15 protein-coding genes are annotated in these 18,314 nt (G+C 67.2%); 7 read left to right on the forward strand and 8 right to left on the reverse strand.

Features of this window, described 5'->3' with window-relative positions:
* Positions 1-108: 108 nt before the first annotated feature.
* Complete coding sequence (locus AC27VL_RS13825) at positions 109-2,532, reverse strand: putative bifunctional diguanylate cyclase/phosphodiesterase (protein ID WP_191077526.1); 2,424 nt, start codon at positions 2,530-2,532, stop codon at positions 109-111.
* A gap of 189 nt (positions 2,533-2,721) precedes the next feature.
* Positions 2,722-4,653, reverse strand: coding sequence for a DEAD/DEAH box helicase (locus tag AC27VL_RS13830; RefSeq protein ID WP_191077525.1), 1,932 nt, complete (start codon positions 4,651-4,653; stop codon positions 2,722-2,724).
* A 270-nt stretch (positions 4,654-4,923) separates the two neighbouring features.
* Here AC27VL_RS13830 and AC27VL_RS13835 point away from each other — a divergent pair, with 270 nt between their 5' ends.
* Positions 4,924-5,145 (forward strand): RNA-binding S4 domain-containing protein, encoded by a 222-nt coding sequence (locus tag AC27VL_RS13835; protein WP_089239773.1) that lies wholly within the window; start codon positions 4,924-4,926, stop codon positions 5,143-5,145.
* Between the two features lie 15 nt (positions 5,146-5,160).
* Here the strand turns inward: AC27VL_RS13835 and ubiM are convergent, their stop codons facing one another.
* The 4 genes from ubiM to AC27VL_RS13855 all read right to left on the reverse strand — a co-directional run bounded on the left by ubiM (position 5,161) and on the right by AC27VL_RS13855 (position 8,589).
* Positions 5,161-6,339, reverse strand: a complete 1,179-nt coding sequence (ubiM, locus tag AC27VL_RS13840) for a 5-demethoxyubiquinol-8 5-hydroxylase UbiM (RefSeq protein ID WP_488766961.1) — start codon at positions 6,337-6,339, stop codon at positions 5,161-5,163.
* An 80-nt stretch (positions 6,340-6,419) separates the two neighbouring features.
* Entirely contained in the window at positions 6,420-6,809 is a 390-nt protein-coding gene (locus tag AC27VL_RS13845; RefSeq protein WP_100551990.1) for an MAPEG family protein, read from the reverse strand.
* A 12-nt stretch (positions 6,810-6,821) separates the two neighbouring features.
* Positions 6,822-7,367 carry a DUF4019 domain-containing protein gene (locus tag AC27VL_RS13850; RefSeq protein WP_375067542.1) on the reverse strand — a complete coding sequence of 182 codons (546 nt, stop codon included), beginning with the start codon at positions 7,365-7,367 and terminating at the stop codon, positions 6,822-6,824.
* A gap of 58 nt (positions 7,368-7,425) precedes the next feature.
* Entirely contained in the window at positions 7,426-8,589 is a 1,164-nt protein-coding gene (locus AC27VL_RS13855; protein WP_488766964.1) for a COG3904 family protein, read from the reverse strand.
* Positions 8,590-9,070: 481 nt separating this feature from the next.
* Between AC27VL_RS13855 and AC27VL_RS13860 the strand changes: the two genes are divergently transcribed.
* From AC27VL_RS13860 to AC27VL_RS13870, 3 genes are all read left to right on the forward strand, one after another.
* Entirely contained in the window at positions 9,071-10,549 is a 1,479-nt protein-coding gene (locus AC27VL_RS13860; protein WP_482995246.1) for an AlkA N-terminal domain-containing protein, read from the forward strand.
* A complete protein-coding gene (locus AC27VL_RS13865) occupies positions 10,546-11,037 on the forward strand; it encodes a methylated-DNA--[protein]-cysteine S-methyltransferase (protein WP_100551986.1) in 492 nt (163 codons plus the stop codon). Before AC27VL_RS13860 ends, AC27VL_RS13865 begins: the two co-directional genes overlap by 4 nt.
* A 358-nt stretch (positions 11,038-11,395) precedes the next feature.
* A complete protein-coding gene (locus AC27VL_RS13870; protein ID WP_488766966.1) occupies positions 11,396-12,655 on the forward strand; it encodes an alkaline phosphatase family protein in 1,260 nt (419 codons plus the stop codon).
* 130 nt (positions 12,656-12,785) lie between these two features.
* Here the strand turns inward: AC27VL_RS13870 and AC27VL_RS13875 are convergent, their stop codons facing one another.
* Positions 12,786-12,968 (reverse strand): 30S ribosomal protein THX, encoded by a 183-nt coding sequence (locus AC27VL_RS13875; RefSeq protein WP_100551984.1) that lies wholly within the window; start codon positions 12,966-12,968, stop codon positions 12,786-12,788.
* A 110-nt stretch (positions 12,969-13,078) separates the two neighbouring features.
* Positions 13,079-13,492 carry a MerC domain-containing protein gene (locus AC27VL_RS13880; protein ID WP_025879338.1) on the reverse strand — a complete coding sequence of 138 codons (414 nt, stop codon included), beginning with the start codon at positions 13,490-13,492 and terminating at the stop codon, positions 13,079-13,081.
* Positions 13,493-13,625: 133 nt separating this feature from the next.
* Here AC27VL_RS13880 and AC27VL_RS13885 point away from each other — a divergent pair, with 133 nt between their 5' ends.
* The 3 genes from AC27VL_RS13885 to AC27VL_RS13895 all read left to right on the forward strand — a co-directional run bounded on the left by AC27VL_RS13885 (position 13,626) and on the right by AC27VL_RS13895 (position 18,306).
* Entirely contained in the window at positions 13,626-15,824 is a 2,199-nt protein-coding gene (locus tag AC27VL_RS13885) for a TonB-dependent receptor (protein WP_488766968.1), read from the forward strand.
* 242 nt (positions 15,825-16,066) lie between these two features.
* Entirely contained in the window at positions 16,067-16,633 is a 567-nt protein-coding gene (locus AC27VL_RS13890) for a TetR/AcrR family transcriptional regulator (protein ID WP_025879336.1), read from the forward strand.
* Positions 16,633-18,306 carry an MFS transporter gene (locus tag AC27VL_RS13895; protein ID WP_488766970.1) on the forward strand — a complete coding sequence of 558 codons (1,674 nt, stop codon included), beginning with the start codon at positions 16,633-16,635 and terminating at the stop codon, positions 18,304-18,306. Before AC27VL_RS13890 ends, AC27VL_RS13895 begins: the two co-directional genes overlap by 1 nt.
* The last annotated feature ends 8 nt before the right edge of the window (positions 18,307-18,314 follow it).

Consider the following 18,314-nt stretch of genomic DNA (forward strand, 5'->3'; position numbering starts at 1 on the left):
GACCCACCCCGCCATCCCCCAGAACCCCGCTGTTGCTGTTGCTGTTGAGGTTGCCGGCCAGCGGCCGGCACTACCGCGGGTGCCGGGCGCAGCCCGGCCGCAGCACCTTCAGCCGGCAGCCGATGGCCCCTGCGTGCCGGCCAATCGCATTGGCCGCAGGTCAGCCAGGGTCAGCCGTTCCAGTGGCTGGGGCCGTTCGATGGCATAGCCCTGCAGGCCCTGCACCCCCATCCCGGCCAGCGCCTCGGCCACTTCAATGGTCTCCACCCACTCGGCCACCACCTCCATCTGCAGTTCGCGGCCCAGCTCGCTGATCGCACGCACGCTGGCACGGCTGACCGGATCGGTATCCATGTCACGCACGAAGGCACCATCGATCTTCAGCATGTCCGCCGGCAGCTGCCGCAGATAGCCGAACGAGGACAGGCCCGAGCCGAAATCATCCAGCGCCACCCGGCATCCGCGCGCCTTGACCGCGTCGATGAAGGCTCGTGCCTGGCTCAGGTTGCCGATCGCCGCGGTTTCGGTGATCTCGAAGCAGAGCTTGGACGCCAGTGCGCGGTTGCGCTCCAGCAGGTCGCAGACGAACGCCAGGAATCCCGGCTCGGCGATCGACTGGGCCGACACATTGACGTTGCACAGGCCGAGCTGGCGTACGTGCGCCGGACACACCTGCAGGTGGCGGAACAGCAGGCCGAGCACGTGCCGGTCCAGCACCACCGCCATGCCGTAGCGCTCCACCGCCGGCATGAACTGGCCCGGCAGGTGCAGCACGCCGTCGCTGTCACGCATGCGCACCAGCACTTCGTAGTGCAGGTAGGACGGATCACCTACCTTGGCGATGCGCTGCGCATACAACAGCATGCGGTTCTCGGCCATGGCACGGCTGACCCGCTGCAGGCGTTCGGCTTCCAGCCGTCGTTCTTCCAGGGCCAGCCGGTTTTCGTTGAAGCAATGCACGCGGTTGCGGCCGGCCTGCTTGGCTGCATAGCAGGCACTGTCGGCGGCGCTCATCAACCAGTTCGCGTCCGGTGCCTCGGCCGTCACTTCGACCACGCCCACGCTGCAGCTCAGCTGCGGACTGCCTTCGCTGATCGGGAACGTGGCCTGGCCGAGGTTGCGGATCAACCGCTGCAATACGCGCTTGGCTTCATCCTGGTTGGCGCGGGCGAGGAACACCGCGAACTCATCCGCGCCCAGGCGGCCCACCCAGTCGCCATCACGCACCGCGCCGACCAGGTACTCGGCGAAGCTGCGCAGCATCTGGTCGCCGGCCGCGTGGCCGAAGCTGTCGTTGACCAGCTTGAAGTGATCCAGGTTGATGTAGCCCAGTGCGTGGGTTCCACCGTCGGAGCGGACCTGCAGCAGCGACTTCTCCAGCAGGCGCTCGATCTCGCGGCGATTGATCAGGCCGGTCAGTGGATCGTGACTGGCATGGTGCTCGATCTCGCGTGCCAGGGCATGGTTCTGGCTGACATCCTCAACGATGGCGAACACCGACAGGCCACCGCTGGCGGTGCGCACGCCGGTACCACTCCAGCGTCCCCATACCAGGCTGCCATCACGACGCCGGAAGCGCAGTTCGCCCGGTCGCAGCTGGCGATCCCAGTCGATGCGGCCACCCCCATCGATGACCAGCTCGCCCTCCATCAGCAGATCAGCCAGCGACATCTGCAGCAGCACGTCGCGGCGATGGTCGAGGATGTCGGCCATCGCCTGGTTGGCCTCCACCACCCGGCCGCTGGCATCCAGCTTGAGCATGCCGACGTTGGCCTGGTAGAAGGCCGCCCGGAAGCGGCTCTCGTGCTCGGTCAGGTCCTTGCCGACCCGGCGGGCCAGGGCCACCGCCATCAGGCTGATCAGCAGGACCGACAGGCCGCCGACGGCCAGGGTTGCGATGCGCACCGCGCGGGCCATGCGCAGCAGCGCCTGCGAGAACGCCTGCGCCTGCGCGCGCAGCTGGTGGTCGATGCCACGCAGCCGGTGCAGATAGTCATCCACGGTCGCCTCGTCCAGCGGTCCCGAGCCATGGCGGCGTTGCAGTTCCTCCGACAACGCCTGCAGGGCCAGCAGGTCCGCGTCGGTCTGCCGCCACAACCACGTGGCCTCGCGGAAGGCACCAACATTGCGCGCATGGCGGAACGAGAAGATCAGCCGTGGAATGTCGGCGCGGGCGTTGCCCCCACGCAAAAAACCGGCCCGGGCTGTCGCCTCGTCCGGTTCGGATTGCTCCAGCGCCTTGCGAGCCTGCAGATCACCCAGCGGAACCTGCAATGCCCGTTGGGCATCCTGCAGATCCTGCAGGTGCCCACGAGCCAGGTAACGGCTGAGCGCTGCGGTGGCGTCCTGCTGCCCCCGCGACCAGTAGCCCTGCCCTGCGATCCACGCGGTCGATGCCGCCTGCAGCTCCTGGATCACGGCCGACAGCGCAACCAGTCCGATCGCCATGCCCGTCAACAGCGCAAATCGCAGCCCCAGCCCGCGGGTCATCGGTACCCGTCGGCGCTGTTGGTCCATGCCACTTCTACCCATCCTGGATCCCCCGAATGTGCTGCGGTGACAATCTCCTACGGAACCGGGCCAGCCTAGAACCGGGGATGTGTGGGCCATGCGAAACCGGGCCCGGCCGGTGATCGGCAGCGGTGGCCGGGCCGACCTGGACGTCCTGCAAACGACAACGCCAGCCCGGAGGCTGGCGTTGTTGATCTACTTCAGTGCGGCTTAGAAGCTGCGCGGACCGCGCGGCTTGTTGAAGCCATCACGACGCGGCGGACGGCTGTCGCGGTCGCCGCCGGGACCACCCGGACCACTGCGACGCGGAGCACCCGGGCCACCCGGACCGCCGCCCGGACCACGCTTGTCGAAGCGCGGCTTGAACGGACGCGGCGCCGGATTGACCTCTTCACCGGCCGCCAACGGGCGCATCTGCAGCTGCTGGCCGGACACCCACACCTTCTGCAGGTGGGTCAGCACGTCCGACGGCATCTGTGCCGGCAGATCCAGCAGCGAGAAGTCATCGTGGATGTCGATACGACCGATGAAGCGGCTTTCCAGGCCGGCTTCGTTGGCGATGGCACCGACGATGTTGGCCGGCTTCACGCCGTGCTGGTGGCCGACCGAGATGCGGTAGGTCTCCATGCCCTGCTCCGGTGCGCCGCGCGGCGGCACGTCACGGCGCGGACGCTGCTCGAAGCCACCCTCGGCATCGTCACGACGCGGACCACGCTCGAAGCGCGGGCCGCGCTCGTTGCGGTCGCCACGTTCCGGGCGCTCAGTGCGCTCGAAACGCTCACGCGGGGCACGTTCTTCGCGCGGGGCGCGCACCGGCGGCTGCAGCAGGAACGGGGTATCACCCTGCATCATCTTCGCCAGTGCGGCGGCCACTTCGATGGCCGGCACGTTCTGCTCGGATTCGAAACGCTCCAGCAGCTGGCGGTAGAAGTCCAGGCCGCCCTGGCCCAGCGTTTCGGTGATGCGCGAGGTGAACTTGTTGATGCGGTTGTCGTTGACCGCTTCCACGCTCGGCAGCTGCATTTCTTCGATCGGCTGACGGGTCGCACGCTCGATCTGGCGCAGCATGCCCTTCTCGCGCGGGGTAGCGAACAGGATCGCTTCACCGCTGCGGCCGGCACGGCCGGTACGGCCGATACGGTGCACGTAGCTTTCGGTGTCGTACGGGATGTCGTAGTTCAGCACGTGGCTGATGCGTTCCACGTCCAGGCCACGGGCGGCCACGTCGGTGGCGACCAGGATGTCCAGCTTGCCTTCCTTCAGCATGGCGATGGTGCGTTCACGCTGGGCCTGCTGCATGTCACCGTTGATGGCGGCAGCGGCCAGGCCACGGGCCTGCAGCTTGCTGGCCAGTTCCTCGGTGCCGGCCTTGGTGCGCGCGAAGACGATCATCGCGTCGAACGGCTCGACTTCCAGGATGCGGGTCAGCGCGTCCAGCTTGTGCATGCCGCTCACCCACCAGTAGCGCTGGCGGATGTTGGCCGAAGTGGTGGTCTTGGTCGCGATGGTGACTTCGACCGGGTCCTTCAGGTAGGTCTGCGCGATACGACGGATGGCCGGCGGCATGGTGGCCGAGAACAGCGCCACCTGGCGCTTCTCCGGCAGCTTCTTCAGCACCGCTTCGACGTCGTCGATGAAGCCCATGCGCAGCATTTCATCGGCTTCGTCCAGCACCAGCGTCTTCAGCTCGGACAGGTCCAGCGTGCTGCGGTTCAGATGGTCGATGACGCGGCCGGGGGTACCGACCACGATGTGCACGCCGCGGCGCAGGGCCGTCAGCTGCTGGCCGTAAGGCTGGCCGCCGTACACCGGCAGCACGCGGAAGCCGGGGATCTTCGAGGAATAGGACTGGAACGCCTCGGCAACCTGGATGGCCAGCTCGCGGGTCGGGGCCAGCACCAGGGCCTGCGGCTTGATCTGCTGCAGGTCGATGTTGGACAGCACCGGCAGCGCGAAGGCTGCGGTCTTGCCGGTACCGGTCTGGGCCTGGCCCAGCACGTCGCGGCCTTCCAGCATCGCCGGGATGGTGGCGGCCTGGATCGGCGACGGCGTTTCGTAGCCGATGGCAGTGACAGCCTGCATGACAGAATCGGACAGGCCGAGCTGCGCGAACTGCAGCTGCGCTTGGGTTTCTTGGGACATGGGGAACTCCGAAGGCACTGCCACGAGCATGGCAGGCGAAAAAAAAGGGGGATTCCGCGCTTTGGGCGCCCTTCTTATCGCGTGCCCTGGCGCTGCTCGGTTGGAGCTGAGGTTTTACTCGCTCAGAGCGGAATGATACCGCACTGTTCCTGAACAAGGTGTACAGGAAACCACCGGCATGCCGTTACGGCCCGCCGTGGCGCACAATAGGCGCCCATTTTACCGCTGCGGGCCCTGTCCTGCAGCGCCTGCCCCAGGAAACCCCGTTCCATGCAGATCCTCGAATTCGACCTCGACGGCGACTACGTCGAACTCAAGCAGTTGCTCAAGCTGGCCGACCTGGTCACCAGCGGCGGCGAAGCCAAGATGGTCATCAGCGAAGGCCTGGTGCTGGTCGATGGCGAGGTCGAGCTGCGCAAGGCCTGCAAGATCCGCGCGGGCCAGGTGGTCGAGTTCAACGACAGCCAGATCCGGGTCCTGGCCGCCGTTTGAGTCACCGCGCGGCCGTCAGGCCACGCGCTGGGTCAGGTGGGCGGCAATCAGCTGCCGGAACGGCGCCACCCCCTGCGCTACCCGCAACCCCGCCGCGCGCAACAGGCGTGCCGGCCGGCGGTCATCGGTATACAGGCTGGCAATCGCATTGGTCGCCTCATACAGCGGCCGCGCCGCCAGCCGATGTCCGCGCTGGTAGCTGCCGAGCATGCCGGCGGCGGCGATATCCGCGCCGCGCCGCTGCTGCTCGGCGATGCCCTGCGCCAACCGCTGCGCACTGGCCAGGCCCAGGTTGAATCCATGCGCGGTGACCGGGTGCATGCCCACCGCGGCATCACCGATCAATGCCGAACGTTCGCCGACGAAGCGCTGCGCATACACCCCGACCAGGGGATATGCCTGCGGCGTCGCCACCGGCTGCATGCGTCCCAGGCGGTGCTCGAAGAAGCCGCTGATGGCGTCCCCGAACGCGATCTCATCCATCGCCAGCAGTTCTTCGATCTGCCGCGGTGGCAGGGTGATCACCGCCGATGCCTGGCCTTCGTTGAGCGGCAGCAGTGCCATCGTGCGGCCATAGCCGAACCACTCCCACGCCGTGTGGTGATGATCGCGCTCGACCTGCATCCTGCAGACCAGCATCGATTTGCCGAAGTCATGCATCTGCGCACCGATGCCGAGCATGCGGCGGGTGCCGGAGAAGCGGCTGTCGGCGCACACCAGCAGGCGCGCGTGCAGTTCGCTGCCATCATCCAGGCGCACCACGTGGCCCTGGCTGTCGGCGCGCACCGCCTGCACTTTGCGGCCATCGAACAGCTCCAGCCCGTCCTGGCCCTGCACCGCCTGCCAGGCCGCGCGGCGGATCAGATGGTTGGGCACCAGCCAGCCCAGCGGCTGGCCATCGATCTGGCTGCTGGCGAAGGTCAGCGCGAATGGCGACCCGCCGTTCATCACCCGCGCGTCGCGCAGCTCGGCAATCTCGGTCTCGGGCAGGCGTTGCCACAGGCCAAGCTGTTCCAGGCTCTGCCGCGACGCATGGGTCAGGGCGATTTCACGGCCATCGAAGGCGGCATCGGCCAAGGCCTGGCGCGGCTGCGCTTCGACCAGTCCCACCTGCAAGCCAGTACCAGCCAGGGCGCGCGCAAAGCACAACCCGGCCGGTCCGGCGCCGACCACCACCACGTCCATCCTGCGCATGCGCGCCTCCTGCCGTTGATCCAGTCGCGGCCAGCATAGCGCCGCGTGCCTGACCGGCCTTGATCTGGATCAGCTGCACTTCACAGCAGCGCGCAGACCAGTGCCAGGATTGCCACGATCGATACCAGCCAGACTAGGCTGCGCACATAGGGAATGCCGGCCGCGTACAGCGGCAGGTACACCACACGCGCCCAGAAGTAGACCTGCGCGACCAAGGCAGTGGTATCGCTGCCACGCCCGGCCACCACCACCGCGATCGCAGCGGCAGCGAAGAACGGGAAGGTCTCGAAGAAGTTGGCTTGCGCCCGCTGCAGCCTGCCTGCCAGCGGGCTCAGCGGCTTGGACGAGTCGTCGCGTGCAGAGGCGTTCCATTTCATCCCGCGCTCGCGGGTGACCACGGTGGAGGCGGCGAAGATGTAGACGAAACCCAGCAGCATCGCCCACGCCAGCATCGTCAGTTCGGTGGCCATCGTCGATCTCCGTCAGGGGCTGGATGCGCGCAGGCTGTAACCGGCCAGGCGCCAGGTCTGGTCTTCATCGAAGCGGAACGACACCAGCTCGCGCACCGGCTGCGCGCTGTTGGCGAAACGGGTCGGGAAGCTGACGTTGATGTACAGGCCTTCAGGCACGGCAGCGCCCGCAGCGTACTTGACCCGGGTGATGGTCGGCTGGCCACGGCCGGCCATCGCGCCCAGACGCGTGCGGTCCGCCGCAAGCTGGCTGACGAAGGCGGCCTTGGGCACCGCGCGACGGGCGACAGCCGAGGCGCCGTCCCACAACTCACCCGCCCGATTGGCGTCGACCAGTTGCGCGGCCTTCAATGCAGCGCTGCCCATTTCCGCGTCCTGCTTCTGCACCTGCGCCTGCTGGGCAGCACTCAGCACCGGCGTGGCAGCCGTCGCCGGTTTCGCGGCGGTCGGGGCGCTCGCCGCGGGGCGCGCCGGGGCCGGTGCGGGTGTGGTCGGTGCAGGCGCTTGCGCCAGTGCAACCGCGGGCAACAGGGACAGCAGCAGGAGCACGCGCTTCATGGACACCGCCGGTTCGATGGAAAGAACCGCAGTCTACGCCAGCGCGGTGAGTGGCCCGTCAGCGCGCCTGGACGCTGCCTTCCACCGCGCCAGCGTCGGCCTGCGCCGCCGGTGCAGCGGACGTCGCCGGCAGCTGCTCGGCCACAGGCGGCTGCTCCGGTGGCGCCGGCGGCAGCGTGGCCACGTCGATCTCCGACAGCGGGCTTTCCTCCGGGCACACCGGATCGGGGAAGCCGAAGCGCTGTTTCAGCGACTGGCCACAGCTGTTGATCGATTCCATGTCGGCGCCATCGCGCTTGCACTGTTGGTCGAAGGCCACCAGGAAGGCATCCTTGCGCTGCACGAAGTCGTCGCCACAGGCACGCATCTGCTTGATCCGCTCAAGGTCGTCCTGCACCGCGTTGGTGCCGTCCAGGCCGTACTGGCGAAGCTCTTCGGCCGTCAGCAGGCGCAGGCTGCGGTTGGGCACGGTCATCATCAGGTCGGCCACGCCCACCGCCACGCCATTGCGCTGCAGATAATCCTTCACGTTGTCATAGACCTCGTGCAGCTCGCGGTTGAGTTCCGCGCGCGAGGTGGCCTTGGAGCTGATGCGCATCATGCGATGGATGCCAACCTTGCCGGTCAACAGGCGGTTGTCACCGGCAGCCAGCACGAACACGCAGGCGCTGTGGCAGATCGAACCTTCGCGCACCCAGATGGTCCAGCCGGATTCACCGATGCCGTCACCGGCGACGATGGCCGATTCCACCTGGCCACCACTGGAATCCAGATCGAGGATGCGCTTGTGGATCTGCAGCTCGTCGGCCACCACGGCCAGCCGCCACATCATCTCGGCAAACCCGGGGTTGATCTTGCCGTTGTAGCGCACGCGCAGCAGGCCACGCTCGGCACACGGCGCCAGGGCCTGCTTCAGCTGTTCGCGCTGCAGCCCTTCCAGCTCAAGGCCATCGCCGCCTTCGCCGGCGTAGTCGGTGCTGCAGCTGATCCACGCCTTGCCATTGTCCAGCTGGGTCTGCGGCCAGGGCCGATCGGCACTGCTGCGTGCCTGTGCCGGCGGCGACGGCGCATCGGCGGCATTGATCGACACCATGTTCTCGCCATCGCTGGCCGGGGCACGCGTGGCCTTGTCGGCGGCAGTGACGTTGCCGGGGTTCTCCAACTGACTGCAGCCCGCCAGGGCCAGGCACAACAAGGGCAACCAGCGGAGTTTGGCGGACATCGGGCAACCGGAATTCGGACAGGTAAGAACCACAGTCTACCTGCCCATGGCCCGCATTCAGCGCGCGCCACTGAACCTCCTCTGACCCTCAGGCCCTGTCATTTCCCGTTCCAGTGTCTTCCACCTTCCCATCCACGCATGGCGTGGATCTACGCGTCGACCAAGGTCGACACCTACCAGCAGCACAGAACGCCGTTCCAACAGATCGCGGCCAACTGTCGAAGGCGGGGTGGGTCCGGTTGCGGGGGTGTCCGCGGCATGGATGCCGCGGCCAAGCCCCCATGGACGGGTTTACGGCGTCCCCCGCAACCGGACCCACCCCGCCATCCCACGGAATGCAGGTTTTTGACGTTGCTGTTGCTGTTGCTGTTGACGTCGCCGTTGCCCCCCGCGGGTGCCGGGCGCAGCCCGGCCGACCTCCCCCAGCATCCATGTCCGAATATGGCGAGTACTGTCCCCCGGACACGCCTAGACTGGCGCCATGGATACCGCACTCGCCCTCGACACAGCCGCCTGCGACCGCGCCCGCCTGGCCCGGGATGCGCGCTTCGACGGCGTGTTCTTCACCGCCGTGCGCAGCACCGGCATCTACTGCCGGCCGGTGTGCCCGGCGCCGCCGCCGAAGCCGCGCAACATCACCTATTACCCCACGGCTGCTGCCGCCGCTTCGGCCGGCTATCGTCCCTGCCTGCGCTGCCGACCCGAACTGGCCCCCTTGGCACAACAGGCACTGGCCGGACAGGCCGTGCAGCGTGCGTTGGCGCTGATCCATGCGGGCTTCCTGCAGGATCAGCCGGTGGCCGACCTGGCCGGGAAGATCGGCCTCAGCGCACGCCAGCTGCAACGCCTGTTCGTCGAACGGCTGGGGGCAACGCCCGGGCAGATCCACGCGACCCATCGCCTGCTGCTGGCCAAGCAGCTGCTGACCGAAACCACGCTGCCGGTGACCGACGTGGCACTGGCCGCCGGTTACAACAGCCTGCGCCGCTTCAATACGGCGTTCCTGCAGGGCTGCGGCATGGCACCTACGGTATTGCGCCGCCAGCACCATCCACTGGCCGCCGACGATGGCGGTCTGGTGCTTCGCCTGGGCTATCGACCGCCGCTGGATTTCCCGCGGATGCTGGCATTCCTGCGCAAGCGCAGCCTGCCCGGCATCGAGCTGATCGGTGAAGACAGTTACCAGCGCGTACTGGGCACAGCCGAGCGCCCCACCCTGCTGCGGGTCACCGCCGATCCGAAGCGGCCCGAGCTGCGCCTGCAGCTGGGCGCGGTCGACCCGCGCCTGATTCCGGACATCGTGCGCCGCGTGCGTCGCGTGTTCGACCTGGATGCCGACCTGCAGCAGGTGCACGCAGCACTGGGCGATGAACCGTTGCTGGCACGCGGCATCGACGAGCGCCCGGGGCTGCGCGTGCCGGGCGGCTGGGACGGCTTCGAGGTGGGCGTGCGCGCGGTGCTGGGCCAGCAGGTCAGCGTGGCGGCGGCGACCACGTTCGCACGCCGGCTGGTCGACGCCTACGGCGCGCACCTGCCCGGCATGCCGTCTGAATTCGACCGTCAATTTCCGGCGCCGGATGTGCTCGCCGAAGCCCCACTGGAATCGATCGGCCTGCCACGCAGCCGCGCTGCCACCGTGCGCGCACTCGCCGCGGCCTGCGCCAGCGGCCAGCTCGACTTCGGGCCGGGCCAGGCACTGGAGGATTTCGTCGCCCGCTGCGTGGCCCTGCCCGGCATCGGCCCATGGACGGCGCAGTACATCGCCCTGCGCGGGCTCGGCCAGCCTGATGCCTTCCCCGCCGGTGATCTGGTGCTGCAGCAGGTTCTGGGCCATGCACAGGGCGAGCGCCTCAGCGAACGCGCCACCGAAGCGCGTTCGCAATCGTGGCGCCCATGGCGCGCCTATGCCGTGCTGCATCTGTGGCACCTGTCCGGCACTTTCGTTGGAGAACCCTCATGAACCTGTTGTTCGATCGCTTCGACACACCGATCGGTGAACTCACCATCGCCGGGGATGACAATGGCCTGGCCCACGTTCTGTTCCCGGAAAACCGCCATCCTGCGCGCGGCCGCGAGCACTGGCATTACGCGCCCGGCGCATTGCCGGAGGCGCGCGAACAGTTGCTGCAGTATCTGCATGGTGAGCGCAGCGATTTCGACCTGGTGCTGGCACCGCATGGCACGCCGTTCCAGCTGCGCGTCTGGCATGCGCTGGCGTTGATTCCCTTCGGCCAGACCTGGAGCTACCTGCAGCTGGCGCAGCAGCTGGGCCAGCCCACCGCGACCCGCGCGGTCGGCGCAGCCAATGGCCGCAATCCGCTGCCGATCGTGCTGCCCTGCCATCGCGTGATCGGCAGCAACGGTACGTTGACGGGCTTTGGTGGCGGCCTGGAAACCAAGGCGGCATTGCTGCGGCTGGAGCAGCGGCAGGCGCCGTTGTTTGCATGAGGGTTGGAGGCAGGGCTGCGCCCTGCACCCGCCGAGGCCGGAGCAACAGCAACCGCCGAAGCAACAGCCGGCTCTGGATTGCCTGAGGGTTGGTGGGATGGATCGGGTATGCAGGACACGCCGTAAACCCGTCCGTGGGGGCTCGATGGCGCCATCCATGGCGCCAACGGTCCTGCATACCCGATCCATCCCTCCCCTGACAGGTTCCCGGTGACGGTAGATCCACGCCATGCGTGGATGGAAGCATCCGCAATCTGTCTGCCTACAGGCGCGGGGAACAGGAAGAATGCGTGGACACGCGCCGCCCAAGGGCGCCACGTGTCTTTGGCACGTCATCGCTGCGGATTATCATGGGCGGATGACATCCGTACGCCTGACCTGCACGCTGGCGCTGCTGCTGCCCCTGGCCGCCTGCACCACCACGCCTTCGCCTTCGACAGTCGCTGCGGCAAGCGGCACGAACGCGACCCCGGCCACGCCGCCGAAGCTGCTGCTGATCTCCATCGACGGCCTGCGCGCCGATGCGCTGGATCGCGGCCTCACCCCGAACCTGCAGCGGATCATCGAGGGTGGCGTGCGTGCGCGCTGGATGACGCCTTCCTATCCGTCACTCACCTTCCCCAATCACTACACGCTGGTCACCGGCCTGCGCCCGGACCACCACGGCATCATCAACAACAGCATGGACGACGCTGCGTTGGGGCGCTTCGCGCTGCACGACCGCACCGCGGTGACCAACAGCGGATGGTGGGGCGGCGAACCGATCTGGGTGGGTGCCGAGAAAGTCGGTGTGCGCACCGCCACCACTTCATGGCCAGGCAGCGAAGCCGAGATCCAGGGCACGCGCCCCAGCCAGTGGCGCATCTACAACGCCAAGGAGCCCCTGCAACAGCGTGCGCAGACCGTGCTCGACTGGCTGTCGCAGACCGATGCCGATGCCCCGCGCCTGACGACGCTGTACATGGAACATGTGGACAAGGCCGGCCACAACTTTGGGCCGGAATCCAGGCAATACACCGATGCGATCGTGCAGGCCGACCGGATCGTCGGCCAGGTGCTCGATGGCCTGCAACAGCACGGCCTGACCGATACCACCAACGTGATCGTGGTCTCCGACCATGGCATGGCGTCGGTGCCGGAGGGCCAGGTGATCGCCCTCGAATCGATGGTTGATCCCAGCATCGCGCGCAACGTCAGCCCGGGCCAGTCGGTCGGCTTCGCGCCGGTGGCGGGACATGAGGCAGAGGCCGAGCGCGCCCTGCTCGGCCGTCACGCACACTACGAATGCTGGAAGAAGGAAAACCTGCCGGCGCGCTGGCACTACGGCACCCATCCGCGCGTGCCGGCAATCGTCTGCCAGATGGATGAGGGCTGGGACGCGCTGACACGCGAGAAGATCGCCAAGCGCGAGCATGCCGATCGCGGCTCGCATGGCTACGACAACGCGTTGCCGTCGATGCGCGCGGTGTTCGTGGCCCGTGGCCCTTCATTCCGGCAAGGCCTGGTGATCGACGGTTTCGACAACGTCGATCTCTATCCGCTGCTGGCGCACCTGCTGCAGGTGCCGGAAGCGGCGAACGATGGCAATCCGGAAACGCTGAAGCAGACCCTGCGTTGAATACGTTGTAGAGCCGAGCCCATGCTCGGCTGCATTGCGCCAGCCGAGCCTGGGCTCGGCTCTACAAAAATGAGCAAAAAAAAACGCGGCGCCGAGCGCCGCGTTTTCTTTGGACCGGTCGGTCGGCGGATCAGCCGGCCTTGGCCACTGCCTTCTTGGCCACAGCCTTCTTCGCCGGAGCCTTGGCCACGGTCTTCTTGGCAACCGGGGCGGCGGTGCCTACAGCGACCTTGCTCGCGGTGTGCGAACGGGCGTTGCCGTAGCTGGCGTTGTAGCGCTTGCCCTTGGCGGTCTTGCGGTCACCCTTACCCATGTCATCAACTCCTCAAGTATGAAATCTGGTTACCCCGTTCTGACACGGGTTTGGCGGGACCGTCTTGCTGGACGCCCCCGCGCACGATCGGAAATCCTAGCACGCCGGGCCTAGTGCGCGCAGCTTGCGTCGTGCACGTGCCCGTGATTCAGGCGCAGATTGACCAGATGCGCGATGCCGACCAGCAGCCCGCCCAGCGTCATCACCACTGCGTGCGGCACCGCGTTGTGGTGCAGCGGGTCGTACAGCACACCGGCCCACAAAGCGACCAGGCCGGGAATCAGGAACGCCAGCGCACGCAGCGCGCCGTGGCGCCGATAGCCCCAGACCAGGCTGAACAAGCCCAGCAGGGTCACGAACACCACCAGCGCTTTTTCCACGCCATCACTGAGCCAGAAAGACAGGCCCAGCGAGGGCGCCGCTGCCAGCAGCAGCGGAATCACCGCGCAATGCACCGCGCACAGCATCGAACCGGTGGCGCCGAAGCGATCGAGCAGGTGGCGCAGGCGTGAGGGCAAAGGCATGACTTCCAGCAGGGCGGCGAATCGTTATGGAATAATATAACATCGATCCCCGACCCGCACGGTTTCCCTCCCCCTGTCCCGCCGACGGGATTCGTGCGCCACCCGATTGATACATTGTAACAAAGGACCGCCCATGCCCTCCCACCACCCTCGTTTCAAGCCGCATTCCCTGGCCCTGGCGCTCGCTGCGCTGCTGCCGTCCGTCGCCTTTGCGGCCTCCGACGATGATTCGCATCGTGACCGCCACCTGACCGAACTGTCCTCGGTACAGGTCACCGCGTCGCCGCTGCAGGGTGATGCCGAATCGCTGGCACGCCCGGTTGAAGTGCTGGCCGGTGAGCGCCTGGACGAGCAGAAGGCCGGCACCCTCGGCGACACCGTGGCCAAGCTGCCCGGCGTGCAGAGCACCTTCTTCGGCCCCGGTGTCGGCCGCCCGATCATCCGCGGCCAGGAAGGCCCGCGCGTGGCCGTGCTGTCCAACGGCATGGGCAACATGGACGCCTCCACCGTCAGCGCCGACCACGCCACCAGCATCGAGCCGTTCCTGGCCGACCAGATCGAAGTGCTGAAAGGCCCCGCGACCCTGCTGTTCGGCAGCGGCGCGATCGGCGGCGCGGTGAACGTGGTCGATGGCCGCATCGCGCGCGAACTGCCGGACCGTCCGCTCAGCGGCCGCGCCGAACTGCGCGGCAACTCGGTCAACGACGAGCGCAGCGGCATGTTCCGCCTTGACGGCGTGAGCGGCAATGTCGTGCTGCACGTGGATGGCCTGGTGCGCAATGGCGACGACTTCCGCATTCCCGGCTACGCGGTGATCGACGGCCTGGAAGACCACCACGATGACCACGACCACGCAGGCGAGGAAGGCGAAGAGCCGCGTCGCGGCCGCCTGGACAACAGCTCCATCCGCACCCGCGCCGGCGGTGTCGGCGCCACCTGGCTGGGTGAAGGCGGCTACTTCGGCGTCTCTGCCAGCACCTACCGGACCAACTACGGCATTCCCAACGGCGCCCATGTGCATGCCGACGGCGATGGCCACGACCATGGTCACGACCACGACCATGGCGAGGAGGAGGAAGGTGAAGAGCATGACGTGCGCATCGACATGGTGCAGAACCGCTTCGAGACCAAGGCCGGCATCTACAACCCGGTGTCGTTCCTGAAGAACATCAACGCGCGCGTGGCCTACACCGACTACGAACACGTGGAGCTGGAAGCCGGCACGCCGTCCACCCGCTTCACCAACCGCGGCATCGAAGGCCGCCTGGAAGCAGTGCAGCAGCAGATCGGCGGCTGGGACGGCGCCTTCGGCCTGCAGGTCGGCAACAGCGATTTCGGCGCCAAGGGCGAAGAAGCCTTCGTGCCGGATACCGGAACGAAGAACATCGGCGTGTTCGTGCTGCAGGAAAAGCAGTTCGGCCCGTTCAAGCTGGAACTGGGCGGTCGCCACGACCAGGTCAAGCTGGACCCGACCGGCGACTACCAGCGCCGCAAGTTCGATGCGACCAACCTGTCGGCCGCCGGCATCTGGAAGCTCAACGATGCCGTCGACCTGCGCATCGGCGTGGACAGTTCCGAGCGCGCGCCGACCAATGAAGAGCTGTACGCCGCTGGCGCACACATCGCCACCCGCTCGCTGGAAATCGGTGATGCCAACCTGAAGACCGAGCGCGGCCAGCGCATCGAACTGGGCATCCACACCCACAGCGAACGCCTCGATTTCTCCGCCGCGATCTATCAGACCAAGTTCAAGGACTTCATCTACCTGGCCGACACCGGCGTGACCGAGAGCCTGCCGGTGCGTGCCTGGACCCAGCAGGACGCGGTGTTCAAGGGCGCCGAGGCCGAAGCGCTGGTGCACCTGTTCGAAGGCGTTGCCGGCGATTGGGACCTGCGCGTGTTCGGCGACTACGTGCAGGCCAAGCTGGACGGCAACGGCAGCCGCACCCTCGACATCGCCGTGCCGCACGGTGACCACAACCACAACTACAGCGTGGAACTGGCCAACACCGGTTACCTGCCGCGCATCGCACCGGCCCGTGTCGGCGCCGACCTGCGCTGGGCGAAGGATGGCTGGCGTGCCTCGGTGGGCGCGGTGCGTTACAGCCGGCAGAAGGACGTGGCGCAGAACGAGGAGCCGAGCAACGGCTACACCCTGGTCGATGCGCACCTGGCCTACCGCTGGGACCGCAGCGACAGCAACAGCTACGAGTTGTTCCTGGACGGCAGCAACCTGACCAACCGCGAAGTGCGTCCGCACACCTCGCTGTTGAAGGATTACTCGCCGCTGCCGGGCCGTGGTGTCGCTTTCGGTATCCGCGCGTTCTTCTGATGGGATATCCACGCATGGCGTGGATCTACTGGGAAGTGCATCCACGCATGGCGTTGATCCACCGACTTTGAAGGCAGCGTGCTGTCGTTCTCTCCCGGGGGGCCAGATTGGCCCCCCGTTTTTTTTATGCCCTCGACCGATCCTCACGCAAACGTCACAAAGATGTGCGTACGACAACAAGCGGACAATCCCGTCGCCATTCGTCTCTCGCCATCCGGACATGTTTGTCCGAAAATGAAGCCATGACCACCCAACGTGCCGATGCTGCTGCCCGCCGAGCCCTCATCCTCGATGCTGCCGACCATGTGTTCGGCCAACATGGCGTTACCGCGCCGCTGGACCTGGTGGTGGAGCGTGCCGAAGTCGGTCGCGCCACCCTGTACCGCAATTTCCCCGACCGTACCGCGCTGATCCAGGCACTGCTGCAGCGCACGGTCGACCGCATCCGCCGCCAGGTCGAGCAGCTTGGCGACCGCGACGACGCCCTGTTCGAGGTGTTCGAAGGCATGGCCCAGCGCATCGTCGATTCGCCTGCGCTGGCCGATTATTGGCGCGCGGTCGATTCGGATGTCCCGGCCATGCGCACCGCACGCGAGACCGTGCGCGACCTGCTGGAAGCGCCCATCGCCCGTGCCAAAGCCGCTGGCCTGTGCCGGCCCGACCTGGAGAAGACGGATATTTCACTGATCTCGGGCATGCTGGGTGCGGCCCTGCGCGGCAAGACCCGCGATGAGCGTGCCCAGCTGGCCGGGCGTGCCCTGCAGCTGCTGCGCGGGGGACTCCAGGGAGCAGCCAGCGGGGAACGCTGATGGTGCAGCCGTACCTCAAGCCGGTGCCGGATTGGGAGGAGCACGAGAAGCCGACCATGCCCGGTTCGGCGTCGATGCCGTGGCACCCACCCTATCGGCGTGCAGCCTATGCGCTGGTGTCGCTGCTGGTGGCCATCACCGGCGGCCTTGGCAACGCGCTGGTAACGGCCAACCTGCCCTTCCTGCAGGGACAACTGGCACTCACTCCCACCCAGGGCAGCTGGCTGGTCGCCGCCTACGCCATGGTGAACGTGACCGCCAACCTGCTGGCCTTCAAGTTCCGCCAGCAGTACGGCATCCGCCTGTTCGCCGAGATCGGCCTGGGGCTGTATGCGGCGCTGGCGGTGCTGCACCTGTTCGTCGGCAGCTTCGAGACCACCATGCTGACCCGCGCCGCCAGCGGTTTCGCCGGCGCGGCATGTTCGACGCTGGGTACGCTGTACATGCTGCAGGCACTGCCGCGGCGTTTCACCGGCAACCTGCTGGTGGTCGGCGTTGGCCTGTCGCAGCTGGCGGTGCCGATTGCCTGGATCGTCTCGCCGGGCCTGGTCGATACCGGTCAATGGCACCAGCTGTATTCGTTCGAAGCAGGGCTGGCGCTGTGCGCGTTTGCTGCCGTGGTGGTGCTGAAGCTGCCGCCAGGCGTGCAGGTGAAGGCGTTCGAGCCACTGGATTTCCTCACCTTCGCCCTGCTCGCGCCCGCCGTCGCCCTGCTGGTGATCGTGCTGGCGCAGGGCTACACGCGCTGGTGGCTCAACACCCCGTGGCTGGGCTGGGCGCTGATCGCCTCCATCGCGCTGACCACCACCGCCCTGATCATCGAACACTACCGGCGCAATCCGCTGCTGCAGATCCGTTGGCTGTCGACGCTGCCGGTGATGCACTTCATCGTCGGTGCCTTCCTGATCCGCTTCCTGACCACCGAACAGTCCTACGGCGTGGTCAACCTGATGCGCACCCTAGGCATGGGGCCGGACCAGATGCGGCCGTTGTTCGTGGTGATCCTGGCCGGCGTGGTGACCGGCATCGCCGGCGCGGCGATCACCTTCGGCCCGAAGCGGCTGATCGCGCAGCTGCTGATGGCGATCCTGCTGCTGGGTGCAGCCGCGTTCTTCGACCAGCACCGCACCAGCATGGATCGACCACACGACTTCTACGTCAGCCAGTTCCTGGCCTCGGTGGGCGCCGGCATGTTCATGGGCCCGCTGATCATGCTCGGCATTTCCGCCGCGCTGAAACAGGGTGTGGACCACATGATCACCTTCCTGGTGACCTTGTCGATCACCCAGACGCTGGGCGGACTGGCCGGCTCGGCCGTGCTGGGAACGTTCCAGCTGCATCGCGAACAGCTGTATTCCAGCGCCTTGACCAGCCAGCTCGATCCCGCCGACCCGGTGGTGGCGCAGCGCCTGCGCATCCAGCAGCAGCTGTACGCAGCGCAGATCACCGACCCGGTGCTGCGCAGCGCACAGGGCAGCGCGCAGCTGGCGCAGACCACCCGACGCGAAGCCAACGTGCGTGGCTTCAATGATGTGTTCACCCTGAGCGGCTGGCTGGCGATCGGTTTCCTGTGCTGGTTGCTGCTGCTGTCGCTGCGTACCGCCGTGCGCAAACAATGGCGCAAGCGCCATCCTTCCTCCCCCGCTGCGGCTGCGACCGCGGCACCGCGCTGAGTCCACCG

The sequence above is a fragment of the Stenotrophomonas sp. 14P6.2.3 genome (genome assembly GCF_057799055.1).